Raw genomic sequence first — 22,978 nt, forward strand, 5'->3', positions numbered from 1 at the left:
TGGGGATAGGAAGCTGTCGTGGCAGGGTGCGCCCAAGAGGACGAGCGCAATCTGGTCCGATGGCTGGAAACACCTCGGAGCAACCAGGCGATATGGTCGCTTGCCTTGGGGGACTGCGAGGCCGGTGCAGTGGGTTACCCGCCCTCCGGTCAAGCCGGACCCTGATCCAGATCCGGAGCCCGGCGTCCCGCCAGGTCATTCCGTTTCGCTGAACTTGGGTTGCCCCCTGGTCGGGGTTCCCGGTCTTGCCCCCCTCAACCTTGGGACCACAGCGTGCTACGTGGTTCGCCCACAACGCAGGACATATGTCGTGATCAATGAAGTTTCGTTCGTCCGTCTTCCTGACCGGACGCCTATCGAAGTGTCGAGGATCTCCCTCAGCGCTAGCAGGAGCGCTTGGGGGTGGACCTTCGACGTGGAGCTGGCCGACCCAACGCACCTGCCTCTGCTGAAGCCAACAGCGGCGGGCCCTCGCCAGTTTGAGGTATCCCTGAACGGCCATGTGTGGACCGGCATCATCGAGAGTTTCCAGAAGCAGCGAGAGTTCGCCGATGGCGGGGTTCGGCTCAGTGGCAGGTCGCGAACGGCTCTGCTCGCGGCTCCGTACGCGCCGGCAAGGGTGAAAGTCGCTAACGAGGACAGGAGCATGGCTCAACTGGTTGCTGAAGAGCTGGCTGATACGGGATTTACCAGCGAGTACCAGACGGTCGATTGGACGGTTCCTGGTGGTGCTTGGTTCTATGACGCCAGCACGCCGCTAGAGGCGATTAGCGCGCTGGCAGAGGCGAGCGGGGCGGTGGTCCAGTCCCATCCGCAGGATTTGTCGCTTCACGTCCGTGCGAGCTACCCGACCAGCCCGTGGCTCTGGCGCGAGACCCAGCCCGCGCATGTCGTGCAGGAGGACATTGTGCTGACCGAGAGCTTGCAGATGCGGAGCGCGCCACTGTACGACGCCGTCGTGGTGACCGGCGAGATTCCGGGGAAAGGAGTCACTTGCAAGGTGCGTAAGGCTGGCGAGGCGGGGCAGCTCTACGCCCAGCAGGTAAGCAGCCCGCTGATCAGCGTCGCTGCAGCAGGCGCTGAGCGAGGACGCAACGTTCTGAGCGATCGCGGTGAGCAGGCGGCCGTGGACCTGACCGTCCCCCTCTTTCCGAAGCCACTGAAGGCAGGGGAAGTGGGAGCCATCATGCCTCTGGATCTGGTGGAGGTCGTCGCTGCTGAGGGCACCTGGCACGGCCAATGCGAGTCCTTGCGCATCGAGGTTGTGATCGACCAGCAGGCCGTTGTGATTGAACAGACCGCCACTATCGAGAGGCACTACACCGATGCGGACTGACCTGTGGGATCAATTCGGCGAGCTGGTGACCAGCAGCCCGCGATTGCTGGCGACAGTCACCGCCCACAACAGTGACGGAACCAGCACGCTGACCACTTATGACGGAGTGCAGATGCGGGCTTTTGGTCAGCTCCAGTTGCCCATTCCTTACAACGTGTGGGTTCGGGGTGGGCGCCTGGTTGAGGCCGCCCCCAATTTGCCCCTCATCGAAGTAACCGTCTAGCAAGACAGGGCACTGCCCGGACGCCGGCAAGCATCCGGGCAGTGCCGCAACACAGGTGATCTCAGCACCTGGCATTGGCCGTGGCCCCGTCGCCCTCGCGAGAGCGGCGGGATTGTCGGCTTCACCACAAGCTAGCCACGTCATAGGTTCATCTTTCTCGTGAAGCGTCGCGGGGCGGTAACGTGCCAAGGCGCACCATCGTCTGGCGGTGAGTTCATCGCGATGGAGTGATTTATGTATGAACGACGTCGAGGGCTACAGGTACGCATCCAGCACCAACTTGAAGGGCTGCGAGCGATATGGATACGGGTCAAGTATCGGAGTGAAAGGCTTCAAGCGATACGGGTACATGCTCGGCGCAGAAGCGACCGTTCCATTGAGGCTGCTTTCCTGCGAGCAGCAAATCCAGCTCAAGATGTTCAGTGAGGCCTGTGCGCGAATCTAGTGGAACATGATCTAGAAGGCTGAAGTCTCAAAAATGCAAGTAGGAGCAATTAGCGTAAAACTTGAGTGGGCGGCGTAGAACTGCGCCGTCCATCATCGTTCTATTTGCCCGCAGGCGGCTTGGCTTGGGGCGCTCTTGCTTGAGAAATGCAGTGTGAGTGAAGTCGGGTCCTTCATCAGTGGAGGAGGTGGTCCCAGCATCGAGAAGCAAATTCTCTGGCGGCGGTCTCATTGCTCATGTCGCGTGATCGCATGTTGAGTCTCCTCACTAGATCGTCAAGCCAGGCTTCACGGCTCCCATGTGGATCTCTTGTGTAGATGTCGCATGCGATTTTGATGATCGGTTGAATATCTAGGCCGAAGCTGGCTCCAGGAAATGCACCGGAGCCGAAGTGCACGCGCCAATAGATGATCTCTCGTTCGACATCAACGAAGCTTGTATCCCTGCTCATGGCATTTTCCTCGAATGCGCCAAGGTCAGTGTATGAATCGCCCAGGGTTCCGTAGACACCTCGCAGCCATAAACTATGGCTTAGGCGGAGGTGGTTATGAGCACGAAGCGGTACACCGATGAGTTCAAGATCGAGGCGGTCCGACAGATCGTTGAGTACGGCCGTCCGGTAGCGGAGGTTGCCGAGCGACTGGGCGTGTCGATCCATAGTCTTTACGGCTGGAAGCGGCAACAAGGCAAAGGCGATGTTGGCCGGCGTGTCGAGCAGGACCAGAACGCGGAAGTGCGCCGCCTCAAGGCTGAGCTACGCAGGGTCACTGAAGAGCGAGACATCCTAAAAAAAGCCGCCGCGTACTTTGCAAAGGGGTAAGAGCAAAGTACGCCTTCATGAAGCAACACGCAGATGAGTTCGGCCTCGCGGCGATGTGTCGGATGCTTGGCGTCCATCGCAGTGGCTACTACGCCTGGCTAAAAGAGCCGGCAAGCGCTCGCGACAAGGACGATCAGCGGTTGCTCGGCCTAATCAAGCACAGCTGGCTGGAAAGCGGCTCTGTGTATGGCCACCGCAAAGTGACCACAGATCTGCGCGAGCTTGGCGAGACGTGTAGTCGTCATCGCGTGGCACGCTTGATGAAGAGCGAGGGGCTGCGGGCAATGGTCGGCTACGGTCGGCGACCACGCCCATTGAGCGGCCCTGTTGGATCAGTCGCCAAGAACGTTCTGGCTCGCGGCTTCAAAGTCAGTGAGCCAAATCGCGCGTGGGTCACGGACATCACCTACATCCGCACGTACGACGGCTTCCTGTACTTGGCGGTAGTGCTTGATCTGTTTTCGCGTCAGGTCGTTGGATGGGCAACCCGACCAACTCAACATACGGACCTGGTTTTGCAGGCGCTATTGGCTGCAGTGTGGCGGCGCAAGCCAAGCCCCGGGCTTCTGCTTCACTCCGACCAGGGAACCCAGTTCACCAGCGAAGACTGGCAGAGCTTCCTGCGCGAGCACGACATCGTGTGCAGCATGAGTCGACGAGGAAACTGCCATGACAACGCAGCGATGGAGAGCTTCTTCCAGCTACTGAAGCGGGAGCGTATTAAGCGGAGGATCTACAGCAATCACGACGAGGCACGGGCCGACGTCTTCCAGTACATCGAGATGTTCTACAACCCAAAACGGCGGCACAGTTCCAACGACGGGCTGTCCCCGGTAGAGTTCGAGAAGCAGTACGCACTAAACGGCTGACGACTGTCTAGAAAACCCTGGGCGATTCATTCTTTCTCCCGCGATACAACTTAAGCGCATCGCTCTTCTCAATTTCCGCAAGTTCACGGAGAAGGGAGGCAACGTTCTCAATCGACTGAGGATCAGCCTTTACCTCAACCAGCTTGATCAGTACTTCGCTTGCGTTGGCAGCGCCAATGACCAATGGGGCTACATGCTTGAATTCGTCGCTTTCAACACCGAACCGCGCCGCCAGGTTGTGCAGTAGCGACTGTATTGGTTTCCTGGTGCGCTTGGGTAGCTGTTCTGCTACCTTCGCCAATGCTCGGCTGGAATCATTTTTCTGAATTTCTTCGTGCGCCTTCTTCTCTCGGTAAACGGAATGGGCACGAATTCCGGCTTCCATTGCCGAAGTGATGGTCTTTAGAAACTTTTCGACAAGTTCGCTATCTTGTCGAAGATGAGTGCGGTTTGTATTAATGATGTCGACACCGAAACGGTCCAGCTCATCCGCGATTACAATGCACTCCATATAGGATTGTGCATGAAAATTGTGCATGCCGGTTGATAGATCGAGAAGCGTCGGGCCGGCAGCCAGTCGATTGTTGCAGTAGATCCGCGCGCCGCGTTTGGCTGCGGTAAGATGAGCGCCGGGCTTACGGAACTTCACGGAGTACTTGAATTCAAGTGGATCGGTAAGATCGTCTATCTCAATTCTGGTTGACGCAAAACCATCTTTAACGTCGCTTCCGTTGGGATGTACGAAATCGTACTCGGGTTGCTCGGCAACAATTATCTCGCCGTTAACTCTTATGGTGAAGTCTTCCGGAAGGATGCCAAAAAATGCCTCGGCGATTGTATTCTTGATGGAATCAACGCTGTTGCGAACGGCATCGCATTTAAGGCCGGACAGTTCAATTTCTGTGAAAGAGGCCTCAACAGGCTGGTCGTGGTTGTACGTCGCTACAAGCACGGCCTCTTGCAGATTCGGCGAGTTGGCAAGATCGGCGTATCTCATTACAAAGCTTGTAGAAAAGTCTTGTCCTTTCCGTTTTGTCTCGATACGAACAACTTCAGCGGCGCCAAAACCAGCGAGCTTTCCCAATCCTTTACGTCCCATGGCGAATCTCTTGCCAGTCTCCGTTTTTAGATTGTCTTCTTCGCCGGACTTGCTGAGTCGTCGCTTGCGATTAACAGGTAGGAACGCGTTCTGCACCTGGTCCGGGCTCATGCCGTTGCCAGTGTCGCGAATAGAGACTTTAATGCTCTCTGGCAAGGCTAGTAGAAGAACTTGGCCTCGCTTGGGTTTATAGCTCTCTCCTGCCGCTTCAGCTTGCGCTTTTGCGGCGGCCTTCGCGGCATCTCTCACTTCTGTACGAGCTGCTTCAATAGCTTCAACTGGAATTGAAATATCCACGGAAGGTGATTCAGCGTCATATGCGTTTGCCACGAACTCCACCAAACACTTACCGAGTGTCGTGTACATGTTGATGCCGAGCGCTTCAAGCATGCCGCCTTGAATGGACATGGTGAACTTTTGAGGAAGGTCCACTTGCTTTCCAGGCAAGGTCACTGGCGGCGCGTCGTCGCCCGGAGTGGCGGCTGCCGGTAGATCCGAACTATGTACTTGGTTCATGGTGGCTCCTTCCCTGAATTGGCTGCGGCGTTTGGCGAGCATCCTAACAGTGAAGGGCTTTAACGCAATCGCAGGGGCAATCTTGCTATGCGTGGATTGGCGCATCAGGTGTCAATGCTTCCTAGGTGATTGATTTGCAAAGAAAGTCTGTGGATTGCAAATCCGTTTACAGCGGTTCGATTCCGCTTGAGGCCTCCAATTGAAAAGCCCTGACTCCGGTCAGGGCTTTTTTGTTGGCTACGATTGCTTTCCCGCTTGCGCGATCGTTGCGCGGCCTGGCGGCCAGTCATGGCGGATCCGGTGGCGCTACACTGGTCTGATGAACCAGATTGATCACTTCCGCGGCGCCTTGCTCGGCCTCGCGTGCGGCGATGCCGTCGGTACCACGCTGGAGTTCAAGCCTCGTGGCAGCTTCACCCCGATCACCGACATGGTGGGTGGTGGGCCGTTCCAGCTGCAGCCGGGGCAATGGACCGACGATACCTCCATGGCGATGTGCCTGGCCGAGAGCCTGGTGCGTTGTGACACCTTCGATGTGCACGATCAGATGAACCGCTACGCCAACTGGTACCGGCATGGGTACTGGAGTGCGACCGGCGAGTGCTTCGATATCGGTATGGCAACGCGGGCTGCGATCGACCGGTTCCTGCAGGATGGCCATCCGCTGGCGGGTAGTGACGACCCACGCAGCGCTGGCAATGGCTCGATCATGCGTTTGGCGCCGGTGGCATTGCGCTACGCCGGGACCCCCGACCTGCAGGCAATGGCCGAGCTGAGTTCGCGAACGACGCACGCTGCGCAGGAGTGCCTGGAGGCGTGCCGCTTGCTGGCGGTCGCGCTGGAGCGGGCGTTGGCAGGTGGCACCCGTGACGCGGTGCTGGATCTCAGCAATGTCCCCGTCGAGAGCGCGCGGCTGCAGCAGATCGCGGCGGGCGGCTACCGCGGTGCCGCGCGTGAGCAGATCCGTGGCAATGGCTATGTTGTCGACAGTGTCGAAGCTGCACTCTGGTGCTTTGATCGCCACGACACCTTTGAAGCCGTCGTACTCGAGGCGGCCAATCTTGGCGAGGACGCCGACACCACGGCCGCCATCGCGGGGCAGCTGGCGGGCGCATTCCATGGTGCGCGCGGAATCCCCGGGCGGTGGTTGCAGCGGCTGGCCCTGCGTGCCGAAATCCAGGCGCTGGCCAATGCGCTGCACGCCTTGAACCAGGGCAGCGACCGCGCTGCGTGAGTCGGGTTCCCTGCCTGTGAACTGCGCCGGCAGGACGCTCCCTGCCGGCGCCATTTCCGACGCCGCGAGGGAACCCGTGCGGCAGCTCGCATGCCGCGGCCGCCAGTCTCAGCCGGCCACGACATGGAAAGGCGCTATGGTCGGGTTCCACGTCTCAGGGAGCCGCAATGTCGAGCAAGGACATCACGCGTCGCTTCAGCCACGGAGCGAAACGGAAATGAGCAAAGTCATGGCAGATGTGCGTTGGCTGACCTTTCGGTTGAAGAACGGGCAATCCATCGGGCCGGAGCGGCTGAAGGACGGATGGGTGATTGCCTCGGAAACCGCCCGCTGCGAGGTCCGCCGCGAGCATATCGAGGGATCGGGCCTGGTGTATGCGCTGTATGCGCCGGCCAGCCTGGCCTCACCGCGGCGCGCGGAAATGCGCATGCGCGAATTCCTGATGAGCTCGGGCTACACCTTCACGATGGGCACGCTGGGCGGCTGACTGGGCCCGTCATGGTTGCGCTCGCACGGTCAGCGCCTGGCCCTGCATGCCGATCGGGCGGCGTGCATCGTGCAGCACCATGCCGGTCAGGCCGAGGCCTTGGCGGCTGAACGACACATGCCACCCGAGCAGCCCCTTCCGGCACGGTGGTGATGCGTTGCGGCACGCGATGGACTCAGCGTTGCACGGCCTTCAAGGCGTCGACCACCTGTGCCCCAGAAAAACCACAGTGTCCTTCGCCCACCGGCGGCAACACGCGTGGCAGGGGGCGTGCGCCAGCCCGTACGGCCAATTGCGGATACACCGTCTGCATGTGCGGCACGATGGTCGGGTCGTTGTGGTTGAACTGGATCACCAGCGGTCGCTTCAGTGCGCCGGTCATTGCCAGCGTGTCGCGGACATGCGCCTGTGCCGCAGGCACGGGATCGATGCGCTGAACGCCGGCATTGAATGCGGCGTCGTCACCGAATCCGCTGTACACCACCCCCAGGTTGCCGACCGGCATGCCGCCGCTGCGCGTGGCCAGTTCGTGCAGCACCAGCGCGTGCAGGCTGATGGTGCCGGCCAGTGCATCAGGGGACACCTGCAGCCGCCGCGCCAGCACTGCGGCGTGCGACGGATCACGTTGCAGGGCATTGGCGATGCCCTGGTACAACTCGCCCTGTGGCAGCGCGGCGGCTTCGCGCGCTACCAGGCCGGCGGCCGGCAGCCCATCGGCCTTGGGGAAGAAGTAATCGAATGCGACCAGCGTGGTCAGCAGATCGGTCGCGATCTGTTCGCCGCCGAGATTGGCGCCGCACAGCGACACGCCACCTGCGTAGTGCTGCGGGAAGCGCTCGAGGCTGCCGATGGTCACGGCGCCGCCCATCGAGAATCCCAGCATCCAGGTGTGGCGGACATGCTTGAGTTCACCCACTGCCTGCTGGCGCAGGCGTTCTGTATCGGTGATCGCATCGGCCACCGCCCAGCCCTGGCTGGCATAGGCGCTCTGCGCGACGGCGTAACCTGCTGCCAGCAGTGGCGCGGTGCTGTCATTGGCCGCCATGGGTGCGGTGCGTGGTATGCCGACCGGTTCATAGCCATGGGCCAGCATCACCAGGTCGCCGTTCCAGCTGGCCGGTACATCCAGCCGCCACGGTGCGCCCTGCAGCTCGCCGCTGAGCGTGCGCGGTGCCGGCGGTGGTGCAGCCAGCGATGTCATCCAAGGCAGCAGGCAGAGGGCAAGCGCACATCGAAACAAGGGTCGCATCGGGGTCATTCCATGCGGGAATGGCGCCGAGCATAGATCCCTGCACAACCTTGCGCGCGCTGCAGTGCCGCAGGGCATTGCCGGTCGGCGGTGCTGCGCTCTACGCTGGCGGCATGGCCCTGCACAGCATCGCGTCGATTATCCGCATTCCCCACGGGAAGGCGGGGTAGCGCGCGGTCATCTCGGCCAAGCAACCTGCCCGGGAAGGCGGGTTGCATGCAGCGCTCTCCCGGGTAATGAATCCACCAAGGAGAATGCAGATGCACGACCTTTCATCGAACGACGCTGCGCCGACCCTGCACCTGGTGTGCGGCAAGATCGGTGCCGGCAAATCCACCCTGTCGCAGCAGCTGGCGTTGAAGCCGCGCCACGTATTGATCAGTGAGGACACTTGGCTGGCGGCGCTGTATCCGGGCGAAATCCATTCCATTGCCGACTATCTGCAGCGTGCAGCCACGTTGCGCAATGTGCTGGCCGATCATCTGCGCGCATTGCTGCAGGCCGGTGTTTCGGTGGTGCTCGATTTTCCATTCAATACGCCAGCCAGCCGCGCGTGGGCACGTGAAGTGTTCTCGCCGGTTGGCGCTGCACATCAACTGCATTTCCTCGACATTGCCGATGAGGTCTGCAAGGCGCGGCTGCGCGCGCGCAATGCTCTCGGCGAACATCCGTTCCAGGCCAGCGACGAGGAGTTCGAACGTATCACCCGCCACTTCGTTGCACCGGCCGCGGAAGAGCGCTTCGTGGTGATGCGCTATACCGAGGCAGGCCCGGCGTAGCGCAGCACCAGGCGGCCGTCGTCATGCTGGCGCAGCTGCATGAATTCGAGACGGATCACTCAGCCAGTGCCGCCCCCTCAACCGCCGATTCCGATACGATCTGTCACATTGAGTTAGTCTCGCTTGATCCGGAGTCCCGTCATGGTCGACCGTCTCGCCATTCTGCTGGAACGTTTTTCGGTCACCGCCTCGGTGTTCCATGCCGGCGCGCTGTGCGGCATCAACACGCTGGAGGGCGAGGATGAAGCCGGGCAGTTGCACCTGGTGCGACGTGGCCCGCTGCAGGTCAGCCACGGCCAGCAGACCGTGCAGGTCGAGGTGCCGAGCCTGCTGCTGTACCCGCGGCCGATGCCGCATCGGTTCAGCACCGATCCGCAGCACGGCGCCGACATGGCCTGCGCCAACCTGCATTTCGAGGGCGGACGGCTCAACCCGATCAGCGCCGCATTGCCCGATTTCATCTGCCTGCCGCTGGCCGATCTGTACGGCGGCAACGCAGCGCTGGAACTGCTGTTCGAGGAAGCCTTCGAGCAGCGCTGCGGGCGTGCGGCGATGGTCAACCGGCTGTTCGAGGTGGTGATGATCCAGGTGTTGCGGCAGCTGATGGAAGGTGGCGAAATGCGTGGTGGCCTGTTTGCCGGGCTGGGTCATCCGCGGCTGCGGCTGGCGCTGGTGGCGATGCATGAAGCGCCCGCACAGTCCTGGACCCTGGAAGACCTGGCCGAGGTCGCCGGCATGTCACGCAGCGTGTTTGCTGCCAGTTTCCGTGAGGCGATGGGCACCACGCCCGGTCAATACCTGCAGGGCTGGCGGGTGGGCCTGGCGCAGCAGGCACTGCGCCAGGGCAGACCGCTCAAGCGGATTGCCGACGATGTGGGGTACGGCAGCGAAGCCGCGCTGTCGCGCGCATTCAAGGCGCACACCGGGCAGTCGCCGCGCGAGTGGCGTGGGCAGGCCCGCGCCGGCGCGGCCTGAGCTTCAGCCCAGCACCAGCCGGGCCAGTTTCATGCCACCGAACAGGCCGACCAGGCCCAGTGCCACCGAACCGCCGGCGTACAACGCTGCCAGGCCGTGCTGGCCGCGCTGCAGCAGCACGCCGATTTCCAGCGCATAGGTGGAGAACGTGGTGTAGCCGCCGAGAACGCCGGTGGCCAGCAGCAGGCGCAGCTGCGGCGAGGCGCCATTGCGCAGGGCGAAGGCTTCGACCAGCACGCCCATCAGCAGCGCGCCGCTGATGTTGATCAGGAAGGTCGACCATGGCCACGGGCTGCCGACTGCCACCCGCGTACCGATCAGGTTGCAGGCATGGCGAAGGCAGGCGCCGAGCCCGCCGCCGATGAAGACCAGCAAGTAGTTGTTCAATGCGTGCATCACGTGCCTCGGGTACGGGTTCGCTGATTCGATGGCGAACGCCGAGGGCAGGCACGGCCTGCCATCGACGAACGCCGGTTCGTCCTGGCAGGAGCCATCAGCCCTTTCAGGCGGTTATCGGGGGAGCCCCATCCCCATCGGCGACCATGCTACCAGCGGTAGTGCATTCACGTCATCGAGGTCGTCAGCACCCGGATGACCTTGCTGCGGCTGAAGCCGTCCATCAGCAGTTCGAAGGCCAGCAGGTCCAGGGCCGCGTGGCGGCGGTGGTCGATCTCCAGGCCCTTCTCTTCCACCAGATGGCTGACCAGTTCGTAGGCGTCCTGCCAGACATCCAGGTGGGCCTGGCTGGGGATATAGGTATTGCCCCGCTCACCGACGCCTAGCCCGCTCACGCCATACAGCAGTTCGCGCGCATCCAGCTTGGCCGCATCGGCGATGCGGAACAGCTGTTCGGCCTTCACATGGGCGGGGCTGACGTGGTCGTTGAGCCAGTTGCTGATGGTTGCCGTCGTCGAATCGGCGGCGCGGGCCAGATCGGCCGGGCGAGGGTGCCCGGCTTTCTTCATGGCAATGGCGAGTCGTTGGCCGAGAGTATTCATCTATGCAAGCCAGCTTAACGCGTGGATCGCAAAGATCCCTTGTTCCAAGAATAAGTCTGGTTAACAGAAGGACCGACCGTGACCGAATTCTGGAGCAAGGGGCAGGTGCGCACCCGGCTGGGTTTCCGCACCGATGCCGAACTGGCGCGCTTCTTTGGCATAAGCCGATCTGCAGTGTCGCAATGGCCCAAGGATTTCCCGATTCCTGCGTTACGCCAATACATCCTGCATCAGCGCTATCCCAACCTGTTCCCGGCAACTGAAGCCACGCAGGGCGAATAAGCCTCAACTGCGCCGCCTTTTGTCGCATATAGCACTCTAAGTGCCATTTGCTAAGTATGCTTAGCAACATAGGAAACTTCGATGGAACGGGGTCGGGCTATCGATGAGGCCTACCAGGGCAGAGGCTGGAGGAATCGGGTAGGTTGTCGGCTCCGGCCCATCCGGGAAGCCTGTCATCCCGTATGTGGTTTCGTGAACGATTAATAATTTCGATCACGAAAGTCGCTGCATGTAATTGACCTGTCGTGAAATCTATGACTAATTGGCATCAACCGGGCGTGAAGCCCGGGAGTCTTTCAGTAGCTCGCAAGTGAGTCGGTAGACCGTCAACGATGCAGAACAAGTCCAACGGAGGTCGTATGGAATACGGCATGCATGGCTTGGCTGAACGGGTACGCCGCGAACTGGAAGCCAGTTATCACAAACACGGATGCGGTCCGGCGTTCTGGGATACCTACCAGCAGGTGCTGGACCGCCTGGTCCCGCAGGGGACCGAGCGTACCGAAGTCACCAATGAAATGGCGCTGATCATCGAACAGCTCGGCATCGTCCGACGTGCGCAGCTGGTGCCGCCGCACGCCAACGGGCCGCGTTGACCCGTTGATTCAAAGCAGGCGCCAGGCGCCACAGGCCAACAGCGCCAGCAGCATTGACAGCAGTGCCAGGGTCCGCGGTCGCCACCATTGCCGCGGTTGCCCGGCCATGGCCTGCGGACTGCAGTAGCGCACCAGCCCCGGGCCGAAACCGGCCTGGTGCTGCTGCCGCGAGCAGGCGTCCAGGCAGGCGCCGCAGGCCAGGCAATCGGCCTGCGGTCCCTGGCGGATGTCCAGCTGCATCGGGCAGGCGCTGACACACGCGGTGCAGTCGGTGCAGTCGCCCAGGCGATCGGCGCTGAAGGTGGGCATCGGTCCGGCCAGCAGCGGATGTGCGGCGCGGAACACGTAGTCCTGTGCGGTGGTCGGGTCGAGCAGGCCGCGGCCGCGTCCGAGCACGCCCCCCATGCCCGGAGGGCGCATGCCGCGCGGTTCGCCGCGGCGCGCGTCGTACAGCATGCGTGGTGTATGTGGATCGATCAGCAGTGGTTGCATGCGCGCGAACGGGCACAGCGAACGGCACACCTGCTCGCGCAGGAAGCCGGCATTGCCCCAGGTGGCGGCGGCATAGAACAGCACCCAGAATGTTTCCCAGCCGCTCCAGCCGGCATTCGGAGCGGCGGCCAGCAGTCCGGCGATCGGGCTGAACAGGCCGACGAAGGTGATGCCAGTCCACAGCGACAGCAGCCCCCACGCGACCTGGGTGGCCGGGCGCACGGCTGGCACTGGCAAGACCTTGGCCATGCCGTGCGCGATCCAGTCGAAGGCACGACGCCACAGCGTCTGCGGGCAGGCATGACCGCACCAGATGCGGCCGGCGAGGTGGGTGAGTAGCGCAAGGCCCACCGCCAGCACCGCCAGCAACCCGATCAGCACGCCGACATCGCCGGGCCACAACGTCCAGCCGAACAGGTCGAAGCGCCGTGCGTTGATGTCCAGCAGCAGGGCCTGGTGTCCATTCCAGCGCAGCCATGGCAGGGCATAGAACAGGACCAGCAAGAGCGCGCTGAGCGCGCCGCGCCAACGCCAGGGGCGTGGGGTTCCGGTTCCGGTACAGGGCGTACTCATCCCAGCGGCAGCTCGTCGTCGTCATCGCTCGGCAGGGGCCGCTGCAGGTACCAGGTGACTGCGCTGGAAAGTGCGGTCACCGACCAGAACATGAAGAATCCTGCCGTATAGCCCAGTTCACGGCTGATCGCCGTGCCCGGGAAGCTGATCGCCTGCAACCGCAGCGGGTCGACGAAGGCGAAGAACACCACGCTGGCCAGGCCGGCAGCGATGAAGCTGGGCCAGAGGATGGCGCCCCAGTGCTGGATCAGCTGCTGGCGGCGGCTGGGAGAGGGTCTGTTCATGCTGTCCCGGATCGGAATGAGGGCGGCGCGTATACTCCGCCGAGGCCGGCGCAGCATCCGCAGGGCATGCTTCCTGCAATCGTGGCAGCCTAGGTGCAGCGGACTGCGCCGACATTGATCTGGATCAACGGCGGTGCCGGCCGGCTGCGGCACACTGCCGGCACGCTGTGGGTACCCCCGATGAACGCAATACCGCCACCTGTCCTGCCCGTCGCCTCGCCCGGGCTGTGCACCGAGCAGGAAGTGACCCGCCTGGTCCACGACTTCTATGCGCGCGTGCGCGAGGAAGAGCGGTTGGGGCCGGTGTTCCAGGCGCATGTCCACGACTGGCCGGAACATCTGGCGCAGCTGGTCGATTTCTGGTCGGCGATGCTGCGCGGCACGCGCCGCTTCAAGGGCTCGCCGATGTCCAAGCACATGGCCATCGAGCTGGACAAGGACTTGTTCGATCGCTGGCTGGTGCTGTTCCGGATCACCACCGCCGAGTGCGGCAACCCGCCGATGCAGGAGCTGGCCAACGACGTCGCCGCGCGCATCGGTGACACCTTCTGGAAGCGCTACCAGATGCTGCGCTGGCCGCAGGTGGGTCTGCCGGTGCTGGGAATCCCCACCCGCGATTGATCTGGGTCAAGGCGGTCATGGCCGTCCGGCGCGATGCTGGCGGCATGGACACGTTCTCTCCCGCCGCCGGTGGCCTGGCCTGGACCTTCGCCCCCGACCTGCTGCGCCGGCATGACCGGCCGGGGCCGCGCTACACCTCGTATCCGACCGCGCCGCACTTCCACGATGGCTTCGACGCGCCGGCGCTGCGCCAGGCGATCGCCGACAGCAACCAGCTGGCGCGCGCGCTGTCGCTGTACGTGCATGTGCCGTTCTGCTCCAGCCCCTGCTTCTACTGCGGCTGCAACCGGGTGATCACCCGCGACCGCGGTCGGGGCCACAGCTACGTCGCGCGCGTGCTGGCCGAGGCCGACCTGCTGGCGCCGCAGTTCGAGGACGGCCGTGAGGTCATCCAGCTGCATCTGGGCGGTGGTACGCCGAACTTCCTCGAGGCCGAGGCGATGACCACGCTGGTGGAGGGGCTGCGCCGGCGCTTCGATTTCAGCGATTCGCCGCAGCGCGATTTCTCGATCGAACTCGATCCGCGCTTCATCGATACCCGCGATGTCGCCATGCTGGCGCGGCTGGGCTTCAACCGGGCCAGCCTGGGCGTGCAGGATTTCGATCCGCATGTGCAGGAATCGATCAACCGCATACAGGGCGTGCAGCAGACGCTGGACATCCTGCATGCCTGCCGCGACAGCGGCATGCGCTCTGTCAACGTCGACCTGATCTATGGGCTGCCTGGACAGAGCCTGCAGGGATTCGGCCGCACCCTGGAACGAGTGCTGGCATTGCGACCGGATCGCCTGGCGGTGTATGGCTACGCACACCTGCCACACCTGTTCCGCGCGCAGAAGCAGATCGACGAGCGCCGGTTGCCTTCACCGGAAGACAAGCTGGCGCTGCTGGGCCTGGCGGTGGAGAAGCTCTCTGCTGCGGGTTACCAGTACATCGGCATGGACCATTTCGCACTGCCGGAAGAGGACCTGTCGCGCGCGCAGCGTGCCGGCCAGCTGCATCGCAACTTCATGGGCTATACCACCCACGCCGATACCGACCTGCTCGGCCTGGGCGTGAGTGCGATCAGTCATATCGGTGCCACCTACAGCCAGAATCCGCGCGACCTGCCGTCGTGGGAGGACGCGGTGGACCAGGGCCAGCTGCCGGTCTGGCGCGGCGTGGCACTGAGCGCCGACGACCAGCTGCGCGCTGAACTCATCCAGCAGCTGATGTGCCAGGGCGAGGTGGACGGTGCCGTGCTGGGCCAGCGCCATGGCGTCGATTTCGAGCAGTACTTCGCCGAGGACCTGCGTTCGGTGCAGCGGTTGCAGGAAGACGGCCTGGCCGAATACCGCGACGGTGTAGTGCGCGCCAGCGAGCCGGGTCGGCCGCTGCTGCGGCTGCTGGCGATGTGTTTCGACCCCTACCTGCGCGCGGCGCATGAACAGCCGCGTTACTCGCGTGCAATCTAAGGTGTACTCGCGCAGCGCGGTTGGTGCCCGGAGCCGGAATCGAACCGGCATGGGGTTGCCCCCGGCGGATTTTAAGTCCGATGCGTCTACCAGTTTCGCCATCCGGGCCTGCAGCGCGGCGCCGATTGTAGCCCAGCTGCAGAATCGCAGCCGGATTGCCGTGGAGCGGCAGCGTGTTTAACTGTCGCTCCCATTCATGTCATAGTCCCAACCATCGTTCCCAGGGGGGGAGCCGCACGATGTCGCTGCACGCGATTGCCTATTCCAGTGAGGCCCGCGCCGATCTGCAGACAACCGATCTTGACCGCCTGCTGGCCGATGCCACGGCATTCAACCGTGTAGCCGGTGTCACCGGTGTGCTGATGTTCGATGGCAGCCGTTTCCTGCAGTACCTGGAAGGCCCGGAGGACGGTATCGATTCGGTGTACCAGCGCATCGTCAATGCGCGCAGCCACGGCCAGCTGAAGGTGCTGTGCCGCGCGCCGGTGGCGCAGCGGGCGTTTCCGCGCTGGTCGATGGGAACCCGGCGCATTGATGCGGAGCTGCTGGCACAGATCGTTGAATCGGCGTGGCCGGGCTTCCTGCTTGGCAGCGGTGGCTTCGAGCGCCTGCGGCAGGCCTGGACCGGCGCCGATGGCGAACTGGAACCGGCCGCGGTCGCACTGGGCTCCTGATCCCATCTTGGCGGGCAGGCGCCCGGGCCGTTACGCTGTCGCCTTTCTGGCGTGGAATTACACGGAGTGGTGCAGCGAATGAGCAGGTCGGCCGAATCCATGGCGGCATGCATGCCGTTGCGCGGGACATGCCAGTGAGCGCGTCCCTTGCGGCAGCGGAGACCCCGCGTTTTGCGGTGATCGGCCTGGGCTACGTCGGCCTGCCGTTGGCGGTGGCCTTCGGTCGGCACTGGCCGACGCTGGGCTTCGACATCGATGCCGATCGCATCGCCGAGCTGCGCGATGGCCAGGACCATACGCTGGAGGTGGAGGCCGACGAGCTGGCCAGTGCTCGGCAGCTGCAGTACGGCAGCGATCCGGCCTTGCTTGATGCATGCAACGTCTACATCGTCACCGTGCCGACGCCGATCGATGCCTATGAGCAGCCCGATCTGGAGCCGTTGCGTTCGGCGACGCGGCTGATCGCCAGCCATCTGCGCGCGGGTGACCTGGTGATCTACGAATCCACGGTGTACCCCGGCACCACTGAAGAAGTCTGCGTGCCGCTGCTGGAAGAAGGCTCGGGCCTGCGCTTCAACGAAGACTTCTACTGCGGCTACAGCCCGGAGCGGGTCAGTCCCGGTGACCGCCAGCGGCGCCTGGCCGACATCCGCAAGATCACCTCGGGGTCGACAGCGGAAGTGGCTGCGGTGATCGATGGCCTGTACCAGCGCATCATTGCCGCCGGCACGTTCCCCGCGCCATCGATGCGCGTGGCCGAGGCGGCCAAGGTGGTCGAGAACATCCAGCGCGATGTGAACATCGCGCTGGTCAATGAGTTGGCGCTGATCTTCGACAGGCTGGGCATCGATACCCAGGATGTGCTCGATGCCGCCGGCAGCAAGTGGAACTTCCTGCCATTCCGGCCGGGCCTGGTCGGCGGCCATTGCATCGGCGTGGACCCGTATTACCTGCTGCACAAGTCCGAGAGCGTGGGCTACCACCCGGACCTGATCCACACGGCGCGGCAGGTCAACAACCGCGTCGGTGAGCATGTGGCGTCGCGGGTACTGGCGATGCTGGCCGAACGCGGCCGTGAACCAGTGCAGTCGCGCATCCTGGTGCTCGGTGTGACCTTCAAGGAGGATTGCCCGGACCTGCGCAACAGCCGCGCGCTGGAGCTGGCGCAGCGCCTGCGTGATGCCGGCGCTCAGGTCGAGGTCAGTGATCCCTGGGTCGGCCCGGCGGCATTGGCCGATGAGGGCGTGCAGTGGCTGGCCGAACCCGTGGCAGGGGCCTATGACGCGGTGGTGCTGGCGGTTGCCCATGCCCGCTTCAAGGCGATGGATGAGGCGGGTATCCGGTCGCTGCTGGCGCCGGGCGGCCTGGTCTACGACGTCAAATCGGCCTGGCCACGCAACGTGGTTGACGATCGCCTGTAAACCCGGGCGGCGGGCAGCACGGTAGACTCGCAGGCAGTTGCAACCAAGGAACGCCATGCACCGGTATATCGTCTACCTGCTCGCCATCCTGATGTTCCCCATCTGCCTGTGGTTGGCCACGATCTGGCCGGCCTGGTACTGGGGCGTCGGCCTGACCGCCGCGATGGTGGCACTGGGGACCTGGGACCTGCTGCAGAAGCGCAGCACGCTGCGCCGCAACTATCCGGTGATGGCGCACTTCCGCTACGGCCTGGAATCGATCGGTCCGGAAATCCGCCAGTACTTCGTGCAGAGCGACCTGGAGGACGTGCCGTTCTCGCGCCAGCAGCGTGCACTGATCTACCAGCGGGCCAAGAACGAGATGGACACGGTGCCGTTCGGCACCCTGCGCAGCACCTACGCGGTGGATTACGAGTGGATCAACCACTCGCTGGCGCCGACCGCCATCGCCAAGCACGATTTCCGCGTGCTGATCGGCGCCAATTGTGCAAAGCCGTATTCGGCGAGCGTGTTCAATATTTCGGCGATGAGCTTTGGCTCGCTGTCGGCCAACGCGATCCGCGCACTGAACGAAGGCGCGCGGCGCGGTGGCTTCTACCACGATACCGGCGAAGGTTCGATTTCGCCGTACCACCGCGAGATGGGCGGCGATCTGGTGTGGGAGATCGGCTCGGGCTACTTCGGTTGCCGTGACGAAAAGGGCGGTTTCAGTGAAGAGCGCTTCGTCGCCAACGCCACCCATGATCAGGTCAGGATGATCGAGATCAAGCTGTCGCAGGGCGCCAAGCCCGGTCATGGCGGCGTGCTGCCGGCGCCAAAGGTGACCGCCGAGATCTCGGTCACCCGTGGCGTGCCGATGGGCGTGGACTGCGTATCGCCGTCGCGTCACTCGGCGTTCTCGACGCCGGTCGAACTGCTGCAGTTCGTCGCCCGTCTGCGCGAACTGTCCGGCGGCAAGCCGGTCGGTTTCAAGCTGGCCATCGGCCACCCGTGGGAGTGGTTCGGCATTGCCAAGGCGATGCAGGAAACCGGCCTGCTGCCGGACTTCATCGTGGTCGACGGTGCCGAAGGCGGTACTGGCGCAGCACCGGCGGAGTTCGTCGACCATGTCGGCGTGCCGATGCACGAAGCACTGCTGCTGGTGCACAACACGCTGGTCGGCCTGGACCTTCGCGAGCGGATCCGCATCGGCGCGGCGGGCAAGATCACCAGCGCCTTCGACATCGCGCGCACCATCGCGCTGGGTGCCGACTGGTGCAATGCCGGCCGTGGCTTCATGTTCGCGCTGGGCTGCATCCAGTCGCTGAGCTGCCATACCGACAAGTGCCCGACCGGCATCGCCACCCAGGACCCGGCGCGCTGGAAGCACCTGGATGCACCGGACAAGGCCACCCGCGTGTACAGCTACCACGAGCACACGCTGCACGCCCTGAAGGAGCTGTTGTGTGCGGCCGGCCTGAACGATCCGGCCGAACTGGGGCCGGAGCACATCCTGCGTCGTGTTTCGCCTGTCGAGATCCGCTCGCTGGCGTCGCTGTACCGCTACCTGGAACCGGGCGAGCTGCTGCACAAGGTGCCGGATCATGCGGTGTTCCATGCATTCTGGGCCGATGCACGCAGCGATTCGTTCCAGCCGCCGCCGAAGATCCAGGCGCTGCGCGCCAGCAAGTCGCGATAATGTGTTGCTGTAGAGCCGAGCCCATGCTCGGCTGCTTCTCTCATCGCGATGTTGGAACGAAGAACAGCCGAGCCGAGCATGGGCTCGGCCCTACAGGGGGATGTCATGCGGTTCAGGACCGGCACCATCGACGATGTCGCCATGCTGTGGGCACTGCGCACGCGTTGCGTTCGCGAGACGTGCAGCAGCCATTACCCGGCGGAGGTGATCGATCCGTGGTCTGCTTCGCCGCCGCCGTCGCAGTACGCACGGCTGCTGGGGCAGGGAGGCTGCGTGGTGGCCGAGGACGGGCAGGGTGTCCTGCTCGGGTTCGGCGTGTTTGATACCGACGCCAATGAAGTCGATGCGCTGTTCGTCGATCCGGATCGTGGCGGCACGGGCATCGGCCAGGCGCTGATGCAGCGTCTGCTGGCGATGGCCGATCGTGAGCGCGAGGTGGTGCTGTCAGCCTCGCTAAACGCCGTGCCGTTCTACCAACGGCAGGGATTCATTGCCGTGCGGGAGGAAGCCTACCCGCATCCCAGCGGCGTGGCGCTGGCTTCGGTGAACATGCGCAGGCCGTGGTGAGCGCCCGGGGATTGTAGAGTCGAGCCATGCTCGACTGCTTCATCGCCTGAATCAAAGGCAGTTGAGCATGGCTAAACTCCACAATGCGGGTGTCACCGCCCAGCCAGCCACCCGATCACGCCCTCGGCGGCGCGCAGGCCACTGGCATAGCACGCCGTCAGCAGGTAGCCCCCCGTGGGGGCCTCCCAGTCCAGCATCTCGCCGGCACAGAACACGCCGGGTACTGCCCGCAGCATCAGGCCATCATCCAGCGCATCCAGGCGCACGCCGCCGGCAGTGCTGATCACCTCGGCCATCGGCCGTGGACGCAGAAGGCGCAACGGCAGGCGCTTGAGCGTGGTAGCCACGGCAGGCAGGTCGTGGCCCGCATCCTTGCCAAGGATCTCGAACACCAGGGTGGCCTTCACCGCATCCAGTCCGGCCTGACGGCGCAGATGCTCACCAAAACTGCGACCCTTGCGCGGCCGCGAAAGATCAGCCAGCAGGCGTGCTTCATCGCGTCCCGGCACCAGGTCCAGCCACAGCATGGCATGGCCATCACGGTTGATGGTCTCGCGCAGGTCTGCGGCCAACGCGTAGATCAGGCTGCCTTCGATGCCGTACTCGCTGGCTACGCATTCGCCCTGCAGCGACTGCGGTTGTCCGGCCAGGTCGAGCCAGTGCGCGACCACCGGCTTCAACGGTGCGCCTGCATTGCGCTGGGCGAAGAACGGCGTCCAGTCGATGTCGAAGCCGCAGTTGGCCGATTGCAGCGGCGCAATGTCCACGCCTCGTGCCTGCAAGGGGGCGACCCAGGCGCCATCACTGCCCAGCTGCGGCCAGCTGCCGCCACCCATCGCCAACACGCTGGCATCGGCGTGGACATCGATCTCGCCGGCTTCGGTGGCGAAGCGCAGCGCGCCGTCGTTGCCCCAGCCGATCCAGCGGTGGTTGGCATGCAGGCGCACGCCCTGTTCCTTCAGTCGGCGCACCCAGCCGCGCAGCAGCGGCGCAGCCTTGCGGTCGACCGGAAACACGCGGCCGGAGCTGCCGACATAGGTCTCCACGCCAAGGCCGGCAGCCCAGTCGCGCAGCGCCTGCGCGTCGAAGCCATCCAGCCAGCGGCCCACGGCCGTGGATTGCTCGCGGTAGCGGCTGTCGAACAGCGGCCGCGGATCGGAATGGGTGAGGTTGAGACCGCCCTTGCCGGCGATCAGGAACTTGCGGCCGGGTGAGCCCTTGGCCTCGTACAGGTCCACGTCCAGCCCCGCGGCGCGCAGGCGCTCGGCGGCGAACAGGCCGGCCGGGCCACCGCCGATGACGGCGACCCGATGGGGCAATGCGGTATTACGGCTTGACATCGAGCAGCTCGACATCGAACACCAGCGACGAACCGGCCGGAATCGGCCCGACCCGGCGGTCGCCGTAGCCGTAATCCGGCGGGATCATCAGCGTGCGCTTGCCGCCGACCTTCATGCCGGCCACGCCCTCATCCCAGCCGCGGATGACCTGGCCGGCGCCGAGCGCGAAGGTGAACGGCTGGCCGTGCTTGAAGGAGCTGTCGAAGGTCTTGCCGTGCTTGGTTTCGGTGCGGTTGTCGTAGATCCAGCCGGTGTAGTGCACGGTGACCTTGCTGCCGGGAACGGCTTCGGTGCCGGTGCCAGCGACGGTATCGATGCGCTCGAAGGTGGTCAGGGTGCCGCCCGGCGGAGGACCGGAGGGCTCGCTCGAGCAGCCAGCGGCGGCGAGGGACAGCAGCAGGGGAAGCAGCAGGCGGCGCATCGGGCGTCTCCAGAAGGGCGCAGGGCGAGGGCGGCAAGGGTAGCGCATCGGCGCCGGGTATCATGGCGGCATGGCAAAACTCCTGCTCAATCTGCGCAATGTCGGCGACGACGAATATGCCGATGTCTGCACGCTGCTCGACCAGCACGGCATCGCCTGGTACCGCACCGAACCCAGCCCCTGGGGCATTTCCAACGGTGGCCTGTGGCTGCGCGAGGACGCCGATCATCCGCGCGCGAAGGCGCTGATGGCCGGGTACCAGGCGGCGCGCGGTGTGCGCGTGCGGGCCGAGCGTGAGCAGGCGTTGCGGGATGGCACGGCGGAGACCTTTGGCAGCCTGTTCCGGCGGCGGCCGGTGTTCGTGGTGCTGGTGCTGCTGGGCATGGCCGCTGCGGCGGCGCTGGTGCTGCTGCCGTTCATGCTGTTGCGGGGGTAGGGGGCGCGGCCGGGTTGCACCCGGCACCCGCGGTAGTGCCGGCCGTTGGCCGGCAACAGCAACAGCAACAGCAACGGCAGGCAATCCGTGGCGGGCAGGGCGGTGTCGGCAGGCGGGACACGCCGTAAACCCATCCTTGGGGGCTCGATGGCGCCATCCATGGCGCCAACGGTCCCGCCTGCCCACACCGCCCCGCCTCTGACAGATTCCGGGTGTCTGCCGGGCTTGGGGTCGGATCCCTCTGCTGCGCAGAGGGCTCTGACCCCCTGAATCTGTCTGTGCGGGCTGGAGGCGCTAAAATGGCAGGATGATCGCCAACACCGCTGCCTACCATTTCGCCGTCATCGACGCCCCCCAGGCCCTGTGCGACCAGCTGTTGGCGCGTGCCCAGGCGGCCGGGTTGCGGGGCACGATCCTGGTGGCGGGCGAGGGACTGAACCTGTTCCTGGCCGGTGAGCCGGAGGCGGTCGAGGATTTCTACGCCGCGCTGCATGCCGATGCGCGTTTTGCCGGGATGCGGGTCAAGACCAGCCTGAGCGAGCACCAGCCGTTCGCGCGGCTGAAGGCCAAGGTGAAGGACGAGATCATCAGCTTCCGCCGCGATGACGGCCAGCCGCTGGACTATCCGCGTGCACCGGCGGTCGATCCGGCCACCGTGCAGCGCTGGCTGCGGCAGGGCCACGATGACGCCGGCAAGCCGGTGGTGATGCTCGATACCCGCAACCTGCAGGAAGTGGAGTACGGCACGTTCAAGGATGCGCTGGTGCTGCCCATCCACAAGTTCACCGACCTGCCCGAGGCGCTGGCGCCGCATCGCGAGGCACTGAAGGACAGCACCGTGGTCAGTTTCTGCACTGGCGGCATCCGCTGCGAGAAGGCCGCACTGTGGATGGCCAACGATGGCATGGACAACGTGCTGCAGCTCGATGGCGGCATCCTCGGCTACTTCGAGGAGGTGGGCGGCGAAGGTTATGAAGGCCGCTGTTTCGTGTTCGACGAGCGCGTGGCGCTGGATGCCGAACTGAAGCCGATGGTCGACCAGCCGCTGCCGGAACCGCGCCCCAGCGCGTTCTGACACGCTTCTGTAGAGCCGAGCCCATGCTCGGCTG

At 64.1% G+C, this 22,978-nt stretch carries 25 protein-coding genes, 1 tRNA gene and 1 riboswitch; of the genes, 16 read left to right on the forward strand and 10 right to left on the reverse strand.

Features of this window, described 5'->3' with window-relative positions:
• Positions 1-310 precede the first annotated feature (310 nt).
• On the forward strand, positions 311-1,336 hold the full coding sequence (locus ACT6SE_RS07380) for a hypothetical protein (protein WP_444811129.1): 1,026 nt from the start codon (positions 311-313) through the stop codon (positions 1,334-1,336).
• A gap of 843 nt (positions 1,337-2,179) precedes the next feature.
• Here ACT6SE_RS07380 and ACT6SE_RS07385 read toward each other — a convergent pair.
• Positions 2,180-2,455, reverse strand: coding sequence for a hypothetical protein (locus ACT6SE_RS07385; protein WP_026346911.1), 276 nt, complete (start codon positions 2,453-2,455; stop codon positions 2,180-2,182).
• A 96-nt stretch (positions 2,456-2,551) separates the two neighbouring features.
• On the opposite strand from ACT6SE_RS07385, the gene ACT6SE_RS07390 reads away from it, so the two are divergent.
• A protein-coding gene (locus tag ACT6SE_RS07390) for an IS3-like element ISStma9 family transposase (protein ID WP_087944428.1) occupies positions 2,552-3,693 on the forward strand; the annotation gives its coding sequence in 2 pieces (ribosomal slippage) (positions 2,552-2,789 and positions 2,789-3,693; 1,143 coding nt in all).
• Positions 3,694-3,700: 7 nt separating this feature from the next.
• On the opposite strand, the gene ACT6SE_RS07395 is transcribed toward ACT6SE_RS07390, so the two are convergent.
• On the reverse strand, positions 3,701-5,308 hold the full coding sequence (locus ACT6SE_RS07395) for an ATP-binding protein (protein ID WP_444811130.1): 1,608 nt from the start codon (positions 5,306-5,308) through the stop codon (positions 3,701-3,703).
• A gap of 319 nt (positions 5,309-5,627) precedes the next feature.
• On the opposite strand from ACT6SE_RS07395, the gene ACT6SE_RS07400 reads away from it, so the two are divergent.
• Positions 5,628-6,542 carry an ADP-ribosylglycohydrolase family protein gene (locus ACT6SE_RS07400; RefSeq protein WP_049420092.1) on the forward strand — a complete coding sequence of 305 codons (915 nt, stop codon included), beginning with the start codon at positions 5,628-5,630 and terminating at the stop codon, positions 6,540-6,542.
• Between the two features lie 217 nt (positions 6,543-6,759).
• On the forward strand, positions 6,760-7,029 hold the full coding sequence (locus tag ACT6SE_RS07405; RefSeq protein WP_032959304.1) for a hypothetical protein: 270 nt from the start codon (positions 6,760-6,762) through the stop codon (positions 7,027-7,029).
• Positions 7,030-7,204: 175 nt separating this feature from the next.
• On the opposite strand, the gene ACT6SE_RS07410 is transcribed toward ACT6SE_RS07405, so the two are convergent.
• Positions 7,205-8,278 carry an alpha/beta hydrolase family protein gene (locus tag ACT6SE_RS07410; protein WP_046429887.1) on the reverse strand — a complete coding sequence of 358 codons (1,074 nt, stop codon included), beginning with the start codon at positions 8,276-8,278 and terminating at the stop codon, positions 7,205-7,207.
• A 260-nt stretch (positions 8,279-8,538) separates the two neighbouring features.
• Between ACT6SE_RS07410 and ACT6SE_RS07415 the strand changes: the two genes are divergently transcribed.
• Both ACT6SE_RS07415 and ACT6SE_RS07420 read left to right on the forward strand, forming a co-directional pair.
• Positions 8,539-9,057 (forward strand): AAA family ATPase, encoded by a 519-nt coding sequence (locus ACT6SE_RS07415; RefSeq protein ID WP_014646670.1) that lies wholly within the window; start codon positions 8,539-8,541, stop codon positions 9,055-9,057.
• A gap of 141 nt (positions 9,058-9,198) precedes the next feature.
• A complete protein-coding gene (locus ACT6SE_RS07420) occupies positions 9,199-10,032 on the forward strand; it encodes an AraC family transcriptional regulator (RefSeq protein WP_014646671.1) in 834 nt (277 codons plus the stop codon).
• Positions 10,033-10,035: 3 nt separating this feature from the next.
• Here the strand turns inward: ACT6SE_RS07420 and crcB are convergent, their stop codons facing one another.
• Both crcB and ACT6SE_RS07430 read right to left on the reverse strand, forming a co-directional pair.
• Positions 10,036-10,428, reverse strand: a complete 393-nt coding sequence (gene crcB / locus ACT6SE_RS07425) for a fluoride efflux transporter CrcB (RefSeq protein WP_014646672.1) — start codon at positions 10,426-10,428, stop codon at positions 10,036-10,038.
• An 81-nt stretch (positions 10,429-10,509) separates the two neighbouring features.
• Positions 10,510-10,573, reverse strand: a riboswitch (Fluoride riboswitch).
• A 22-nt stretch (positions 10,574-10,595) separates the two neighbouring features.
• On the reverse strand, positions 10,596-10,997 hold the full coding sequence (locus tag ACT6SE_RS07430; protein WP_005415999.1) for a helix-turn-helix domain-containing protein: 402 nt from the start codon (positions 10,995-10,997) through the stop codon (positions 10,596-10,598).
• Positions 10,998-11,108: 111 nt separating this feature from the next.
• Between ACT6SE_RS07430 and ACT6SE_RS07435 the strand changes: the two genes are divergently transcribed.
• The gene (locus ACT6SE_RS07435; RefSeq protein WP_014646673.1) at positions 11,109-11,312 is read left to right on the forward strand and encodes a hypothetical protein; all 204 of its coding nucleotides are present in this window, start codon (positions 11,109-11,111) and stop codon (positions 11,310-11,312) included.
• Positions 11,313-11,671: 359 nt separating this feature from the next.
• Positions 11,672-11,908 (forward strand): hypothetical protein, encoded by a 237-nt coding sequence (locus tag ACT6SE_RS07440; RefSeq protein WP_005416001.1) that lies wholly within the window; start codon positions 11,672-11,674, stop codon positions 11,906-11,908.
• A gap of 9 nt (positions 11,909-11,917) precedes the next feature.
• On the opposite strand, the gene ACT6SE_RS07445 is transcribed toward ACT6SE_RS07440, so the two are convergent.
• Together ACT6SE_RS07445 and ACT6SE_RS07450 are read right to left on the reverse strand one after the other, a co-directional pair.
• Positions 11,918-12,973 carry a 4Fe-4S dicluster domain-containing protein gene (locus ACT6SE_RS07445; protein ID WP_046429888.1) on the reverse strand — a complete coding sequence of 352 codons (1,056 nt, stop codon included), beginning with the start codon at positions 12,971-12,973 and terminating at the stop codon, positions 11,918-11,920.
• A complete protein-coding gene (locus ACT6SE_RS07450; protein WP_032959293.1) occupies positions 12,970-13,257 on the reverse strand; it encodes a hypothetical protein in 288 nt (95 codons plus the stop codon). The genes ACT6SE_RS07445 and ACT6SE_RS07450 overlap by 4 nt, the downstream gene beginning before the upstream one ends.
• A 180-nt stretch (positions 13,258-13,437) precedes the next feature.
• Between ACT6SE_RS07450 and ACT6SE_RS07455 the strand changes: the two genes are divergently transcribed.
• Positions 13,438-13,878: a group III truncated hemoglobin gene (locus ACT6SE_RS07455; protein WP_041863293.1), complete on the forward strand. Its 441-nt coding sequence runs from the start codon at positions 13,438-13,440 to the stop codon at positions 13,876-13,878.
• A 44-nt stretch (positions 13,879-13,922) separates the two neighbouring features.
• On the forward strand, positions 13,923-15,332 hold the full coding sequence (gene hemN / locus ACT6SE_RS07460; protein WP_444811163.1) for an oxygen-independent coproporphyrinogen III oxidase: 1,410 nt from the start codon (positions 13,923-13,925) through the stop codon (positions 15,330-15,332).
• Between the two features lie 21 nt (positions 15,333-15,353).
• On the opposite strand, the gene ACT6SE_RS07465 is transcribed toward hemN, so the two are convergent.
• Positions 15,354-15,440 (reverse strand) — tRNA-Leu (locus tag ACT6SE_RS07465).
• Positions 15,441-15,571: 131 nt separating this feature from the next.
• Between ACT6SE_RS07465 and ACT6SE_RS07470 the strand changes: the two genes are divergently transcribed.
• From ACT6SE_RS07470 to ACT6SE_RS07485, 4 genes are all read left to right on the forward strand, one after another.
• Positions 15,572-16,006, forward strand: a complete 435-nt coding sequence (locus tag ACT6SE_RS07470; RefSeq protein ID WP_046429889.1) for a BLUF domain-containing protein — start codon at positions 15,572-15,574, stop codon at positions 16,004-16,006.
• Positions 16,007-16,140: 134 nt separating this feature from the next.
• Positions 16,141-17,427 carry a nucleotide sugar dehydrogenase gene (locus ACT6SE_RS07475; RefSeq protein ID WP_014646680.1) on the forward strand — a complete coding sequence of 429 codons (1,287 nt, stop codon included), beginning with the start codon at positions 16,141-16,143 and terminating at the stop codon, positions 17,425-17,427.
• A 55-nt stretch (positions 17,428-17,482) separates the two neighbouring features.
• Positions 17,483-19,105 carry an FMN-binding glutamate synthase family protein gene (locus ACT6SE_RS07480; RefSeq protein ID WP_049442295.1) on the forward strand — a complete coding sequence of 541 codons (1,623 nt, stop codon included), beginning with the start codon at positions 17,483-17,485 and terminating at the stop codon, positions 19,103-19,105.
• A gap of 105 nt (positions 19,106-19,210) precedes the next feature.
• Positions 19,211-19,672 carry a GNAT family N-acetyltransferase gene (locus ACT6SE_RS07485; protein WP_046429893.1) on the forward strand — a complete coding sequence of 154 codons (462 nt, stop codon included), beginning with the start codon at positions 19,211-19,213 and terminating at the stop codon, positions 19,670-19,672.
• Positions 19,673-19,764: 92 nt separating this feature from the next.
• On the opposite strand, the gene ACT6SE_RS07490 is transcribed toward ACT6SE_RS07485, so the two are convergent.
• Positions 19,765-21,012: a TIGR03862 family flavoprotein gene (locus ACT6SE_RS07490; RefSeq protein WP_046429894.1), complete on the reverse strand. Its 1,248-nt coding sequence runs from the start codon at positions 21,010-21,012 to the stop codon at positions 19,765-19,767.
• Complete coding sequence (locus ACT6SE_RS07495) at positions 20,999-21,433, reverse strand: FKBP-type peptidyl-prolyl cis-trans isomerase (RefSeq protein WP_014646684.1); 435 nt, start codon at positions 21,431-21,433, stop codon at positions 20,999-21,001. Before ACT6SE_RS07495 ends, ACT6SE_RS07490 begins: the two co-directional genes overlap by 14 nt.
• A 70-nt stretch (positions 21,434-21,503) precedes the next feature.
• Between ACT6SE_RS07495 and ACT6SE_RS07500 the strand changes: the two genes are divergently transcribed.
• Positions 21,504-21,869, forward strand: coding sequence for a DUF6164 family protein (locus tag ACT6SE_RS07500; protein WP_032959288.1), 366 nt, complete (start codon positions 21,504-21,506; stop codon positions 21,867-21,869).
• A gap of 307 nt (positions 21,870-22,176) precedes the next feature.
• Complete coding sequence (locus ACT6SE_RS07505) at positions 22,177-22,944, forward strand: sulfurtransferase (RefSeq protein WP_046429896.1); 768 nt, start codon at positions 22,177-22,179, stop codon at positions 22,942-22,944.
• The last annotated feature ends 34 nt before the right edge of the window (positions 22,945-22,978 follow it).

It is taken from the genome of Stenotrophomonas sp. LC732 (assembly GCF_052446685.1).
In the GTDB taxonomy this organism is placed as follows: domain Bacteria; phylum Pseudomonadota; class Gammaproteobacteria; order Xanthomonadales; family Xanthomonadaceae; genus Stenotrophomonas; species Stenotrophomonas muris.

Bases quoted from the DNA above. Each gene is read 5' to 3' on its own strand.
- hemN (WP_444811163.1), top strand. From the start codon at position 13,923: ATGGACACGTTCTCTCCCGCCGCCGGTGGCCTGGCCTGGACCTTCGCC.
- ACT6SE_RS07400 (WP_049420092.1), top strand. From the start codon at position 5,628: ATGAACCAGATTGATCACTTCCGCGGCGCCTTGCTCGGCCTCGCGTGC.
- ACT6SE_RS07395 (WP_444811130.1), bottom strand. From the start codon at position 5,308: ATGAACCAAGTACATAGTTCGGATCTACCGGCAGCCGCCACTCCGGGC.
- ACT6SE_RS07385 (WP_026346911.1), bottom strand. From the start codon at position 2,455: ATGAGCAGGGATACAAGCTTCGTTGATGTCGAACGAGAGATCATCTAT.
- ACT6SE_RS07500 (WP_032959288.1), top strand. From the start codon at position 21,504: ATGGCAAAACTCCTGCTCAATCTGCGCAATGTCGGCGACGACGAATAT.
- ACT6SE_RS07405 (WP_032959304.1), top strand. From the start codon at position 6,760: ATGAGCAAAGTCATGGCAGATGTGCGTTGGCTGACCTTTCGGTTGAAG.
- ACT6SE_RS07455 (WP_041863293.1), top strand. From the start codon at position 13,438: ATGAACGCAATACCGCCACCTGTCCTGCCCGTCGCCTCGCCCGGGCTG.
- ACT6SE_RS07480 (WP_049442295.1), top strand. From the start codon at position 17,483: ATGCACCGGTATATCGTCTACCTGCTCGCCATCCTGATGTTCCCCATC.
- ACT6SE_RS07450 (WP_032959293.1), bottom strand. From the start codon at position 13,257: ATGAACAGACCCTCTCCCAGCCGCCGCCAGCAGCTGATCCAGCACTGG.
- crcB (WP_014646672.1), bottom strand. From the start codon at position 10,428: ATGCACGCATTGAACAACTACTTGCTGGTCTTCATCGGCGGCGGGCTC.
- ACT6SE_RS07440 (WP_005416001.1), top strand. From the start codon at position 11,672: ATGGAATACGGCATGCATGGCTTGGCTGAACGGGTACGCCGCGAACTG.
- ACT6SE_RS07495 (WP_014646684.1), bottom strand. From the start codon at position 21,433: ATGCGCCGCCTGCTGCTTCCCCTGCTGCTGTCCCTCGCCGCCGCTGGC.
- ACT6SE_RS07485 (WP_046429893.1), top strand. From the start codon at position 19,211: ATGCGGTTCAGGACCGGCACCATCGACGATGTCGCCATGCTGTGGGCA.
- ACT6SE_RS07415 (WP_014646670.1), top strand. From the start codon at position 8,539: ATGCACGACCTTTCATCGAACGACGCTGCGCCGACCCTGCACCTGGTG.
- ACT6SE_RS07410 (WP_046429887.1), bottom strand. From the start codon at position 8,278: ATGCGACCCTTGTTTCGATGTGCGCTTGCCCTCTGCCTGCTGCCTTGG.
- ACT6SE_RS07505 (WP_046429896.1), top strand. From the start codon at position 22,177: ATGATCGCCAACACCGCTGCCTACCATTTCGCCGTCATCGACGCCCCC.
- ACT6SE_RS07490 (WP_046429894.1), bottom strand. From the start codon at position 21,012: ATGTCAAGCCGTAATACCGCATTGCCCCATCGGGTCGCCGTCATCGGC.
- ACT6SE_RS07445 (WP_046429888.1), bottom strand. From the start codon at position 12,973: ATGAGTACGCCCTGTACCGGAACCGGAACCCCACGCCCCTGGCGTTGG.
- ACT6SE_RS07420 (WP_014646671.1), top strand. From the start codon at position 9,199: ATGGTCGACCGTCTCGCCATTCTGCTGGAACGTTTTTCGGTCACCGCC.
- ACT6SE_RS07470 (WP_046429889.1), top strand. From the start codon at position 15,572: ATGTCGCTGCACGCGATTGCCTATTCCAGTGAGGCCCGCGCCGATCTG.
- ACT6SE_RS07430 (WP_005415999.1), bottom strand. From the start codon at position 10,997: ATGAAGAAAGCCGGGCACCCTCGCCCGGCCGATCTGGCCCGCGCCGCC.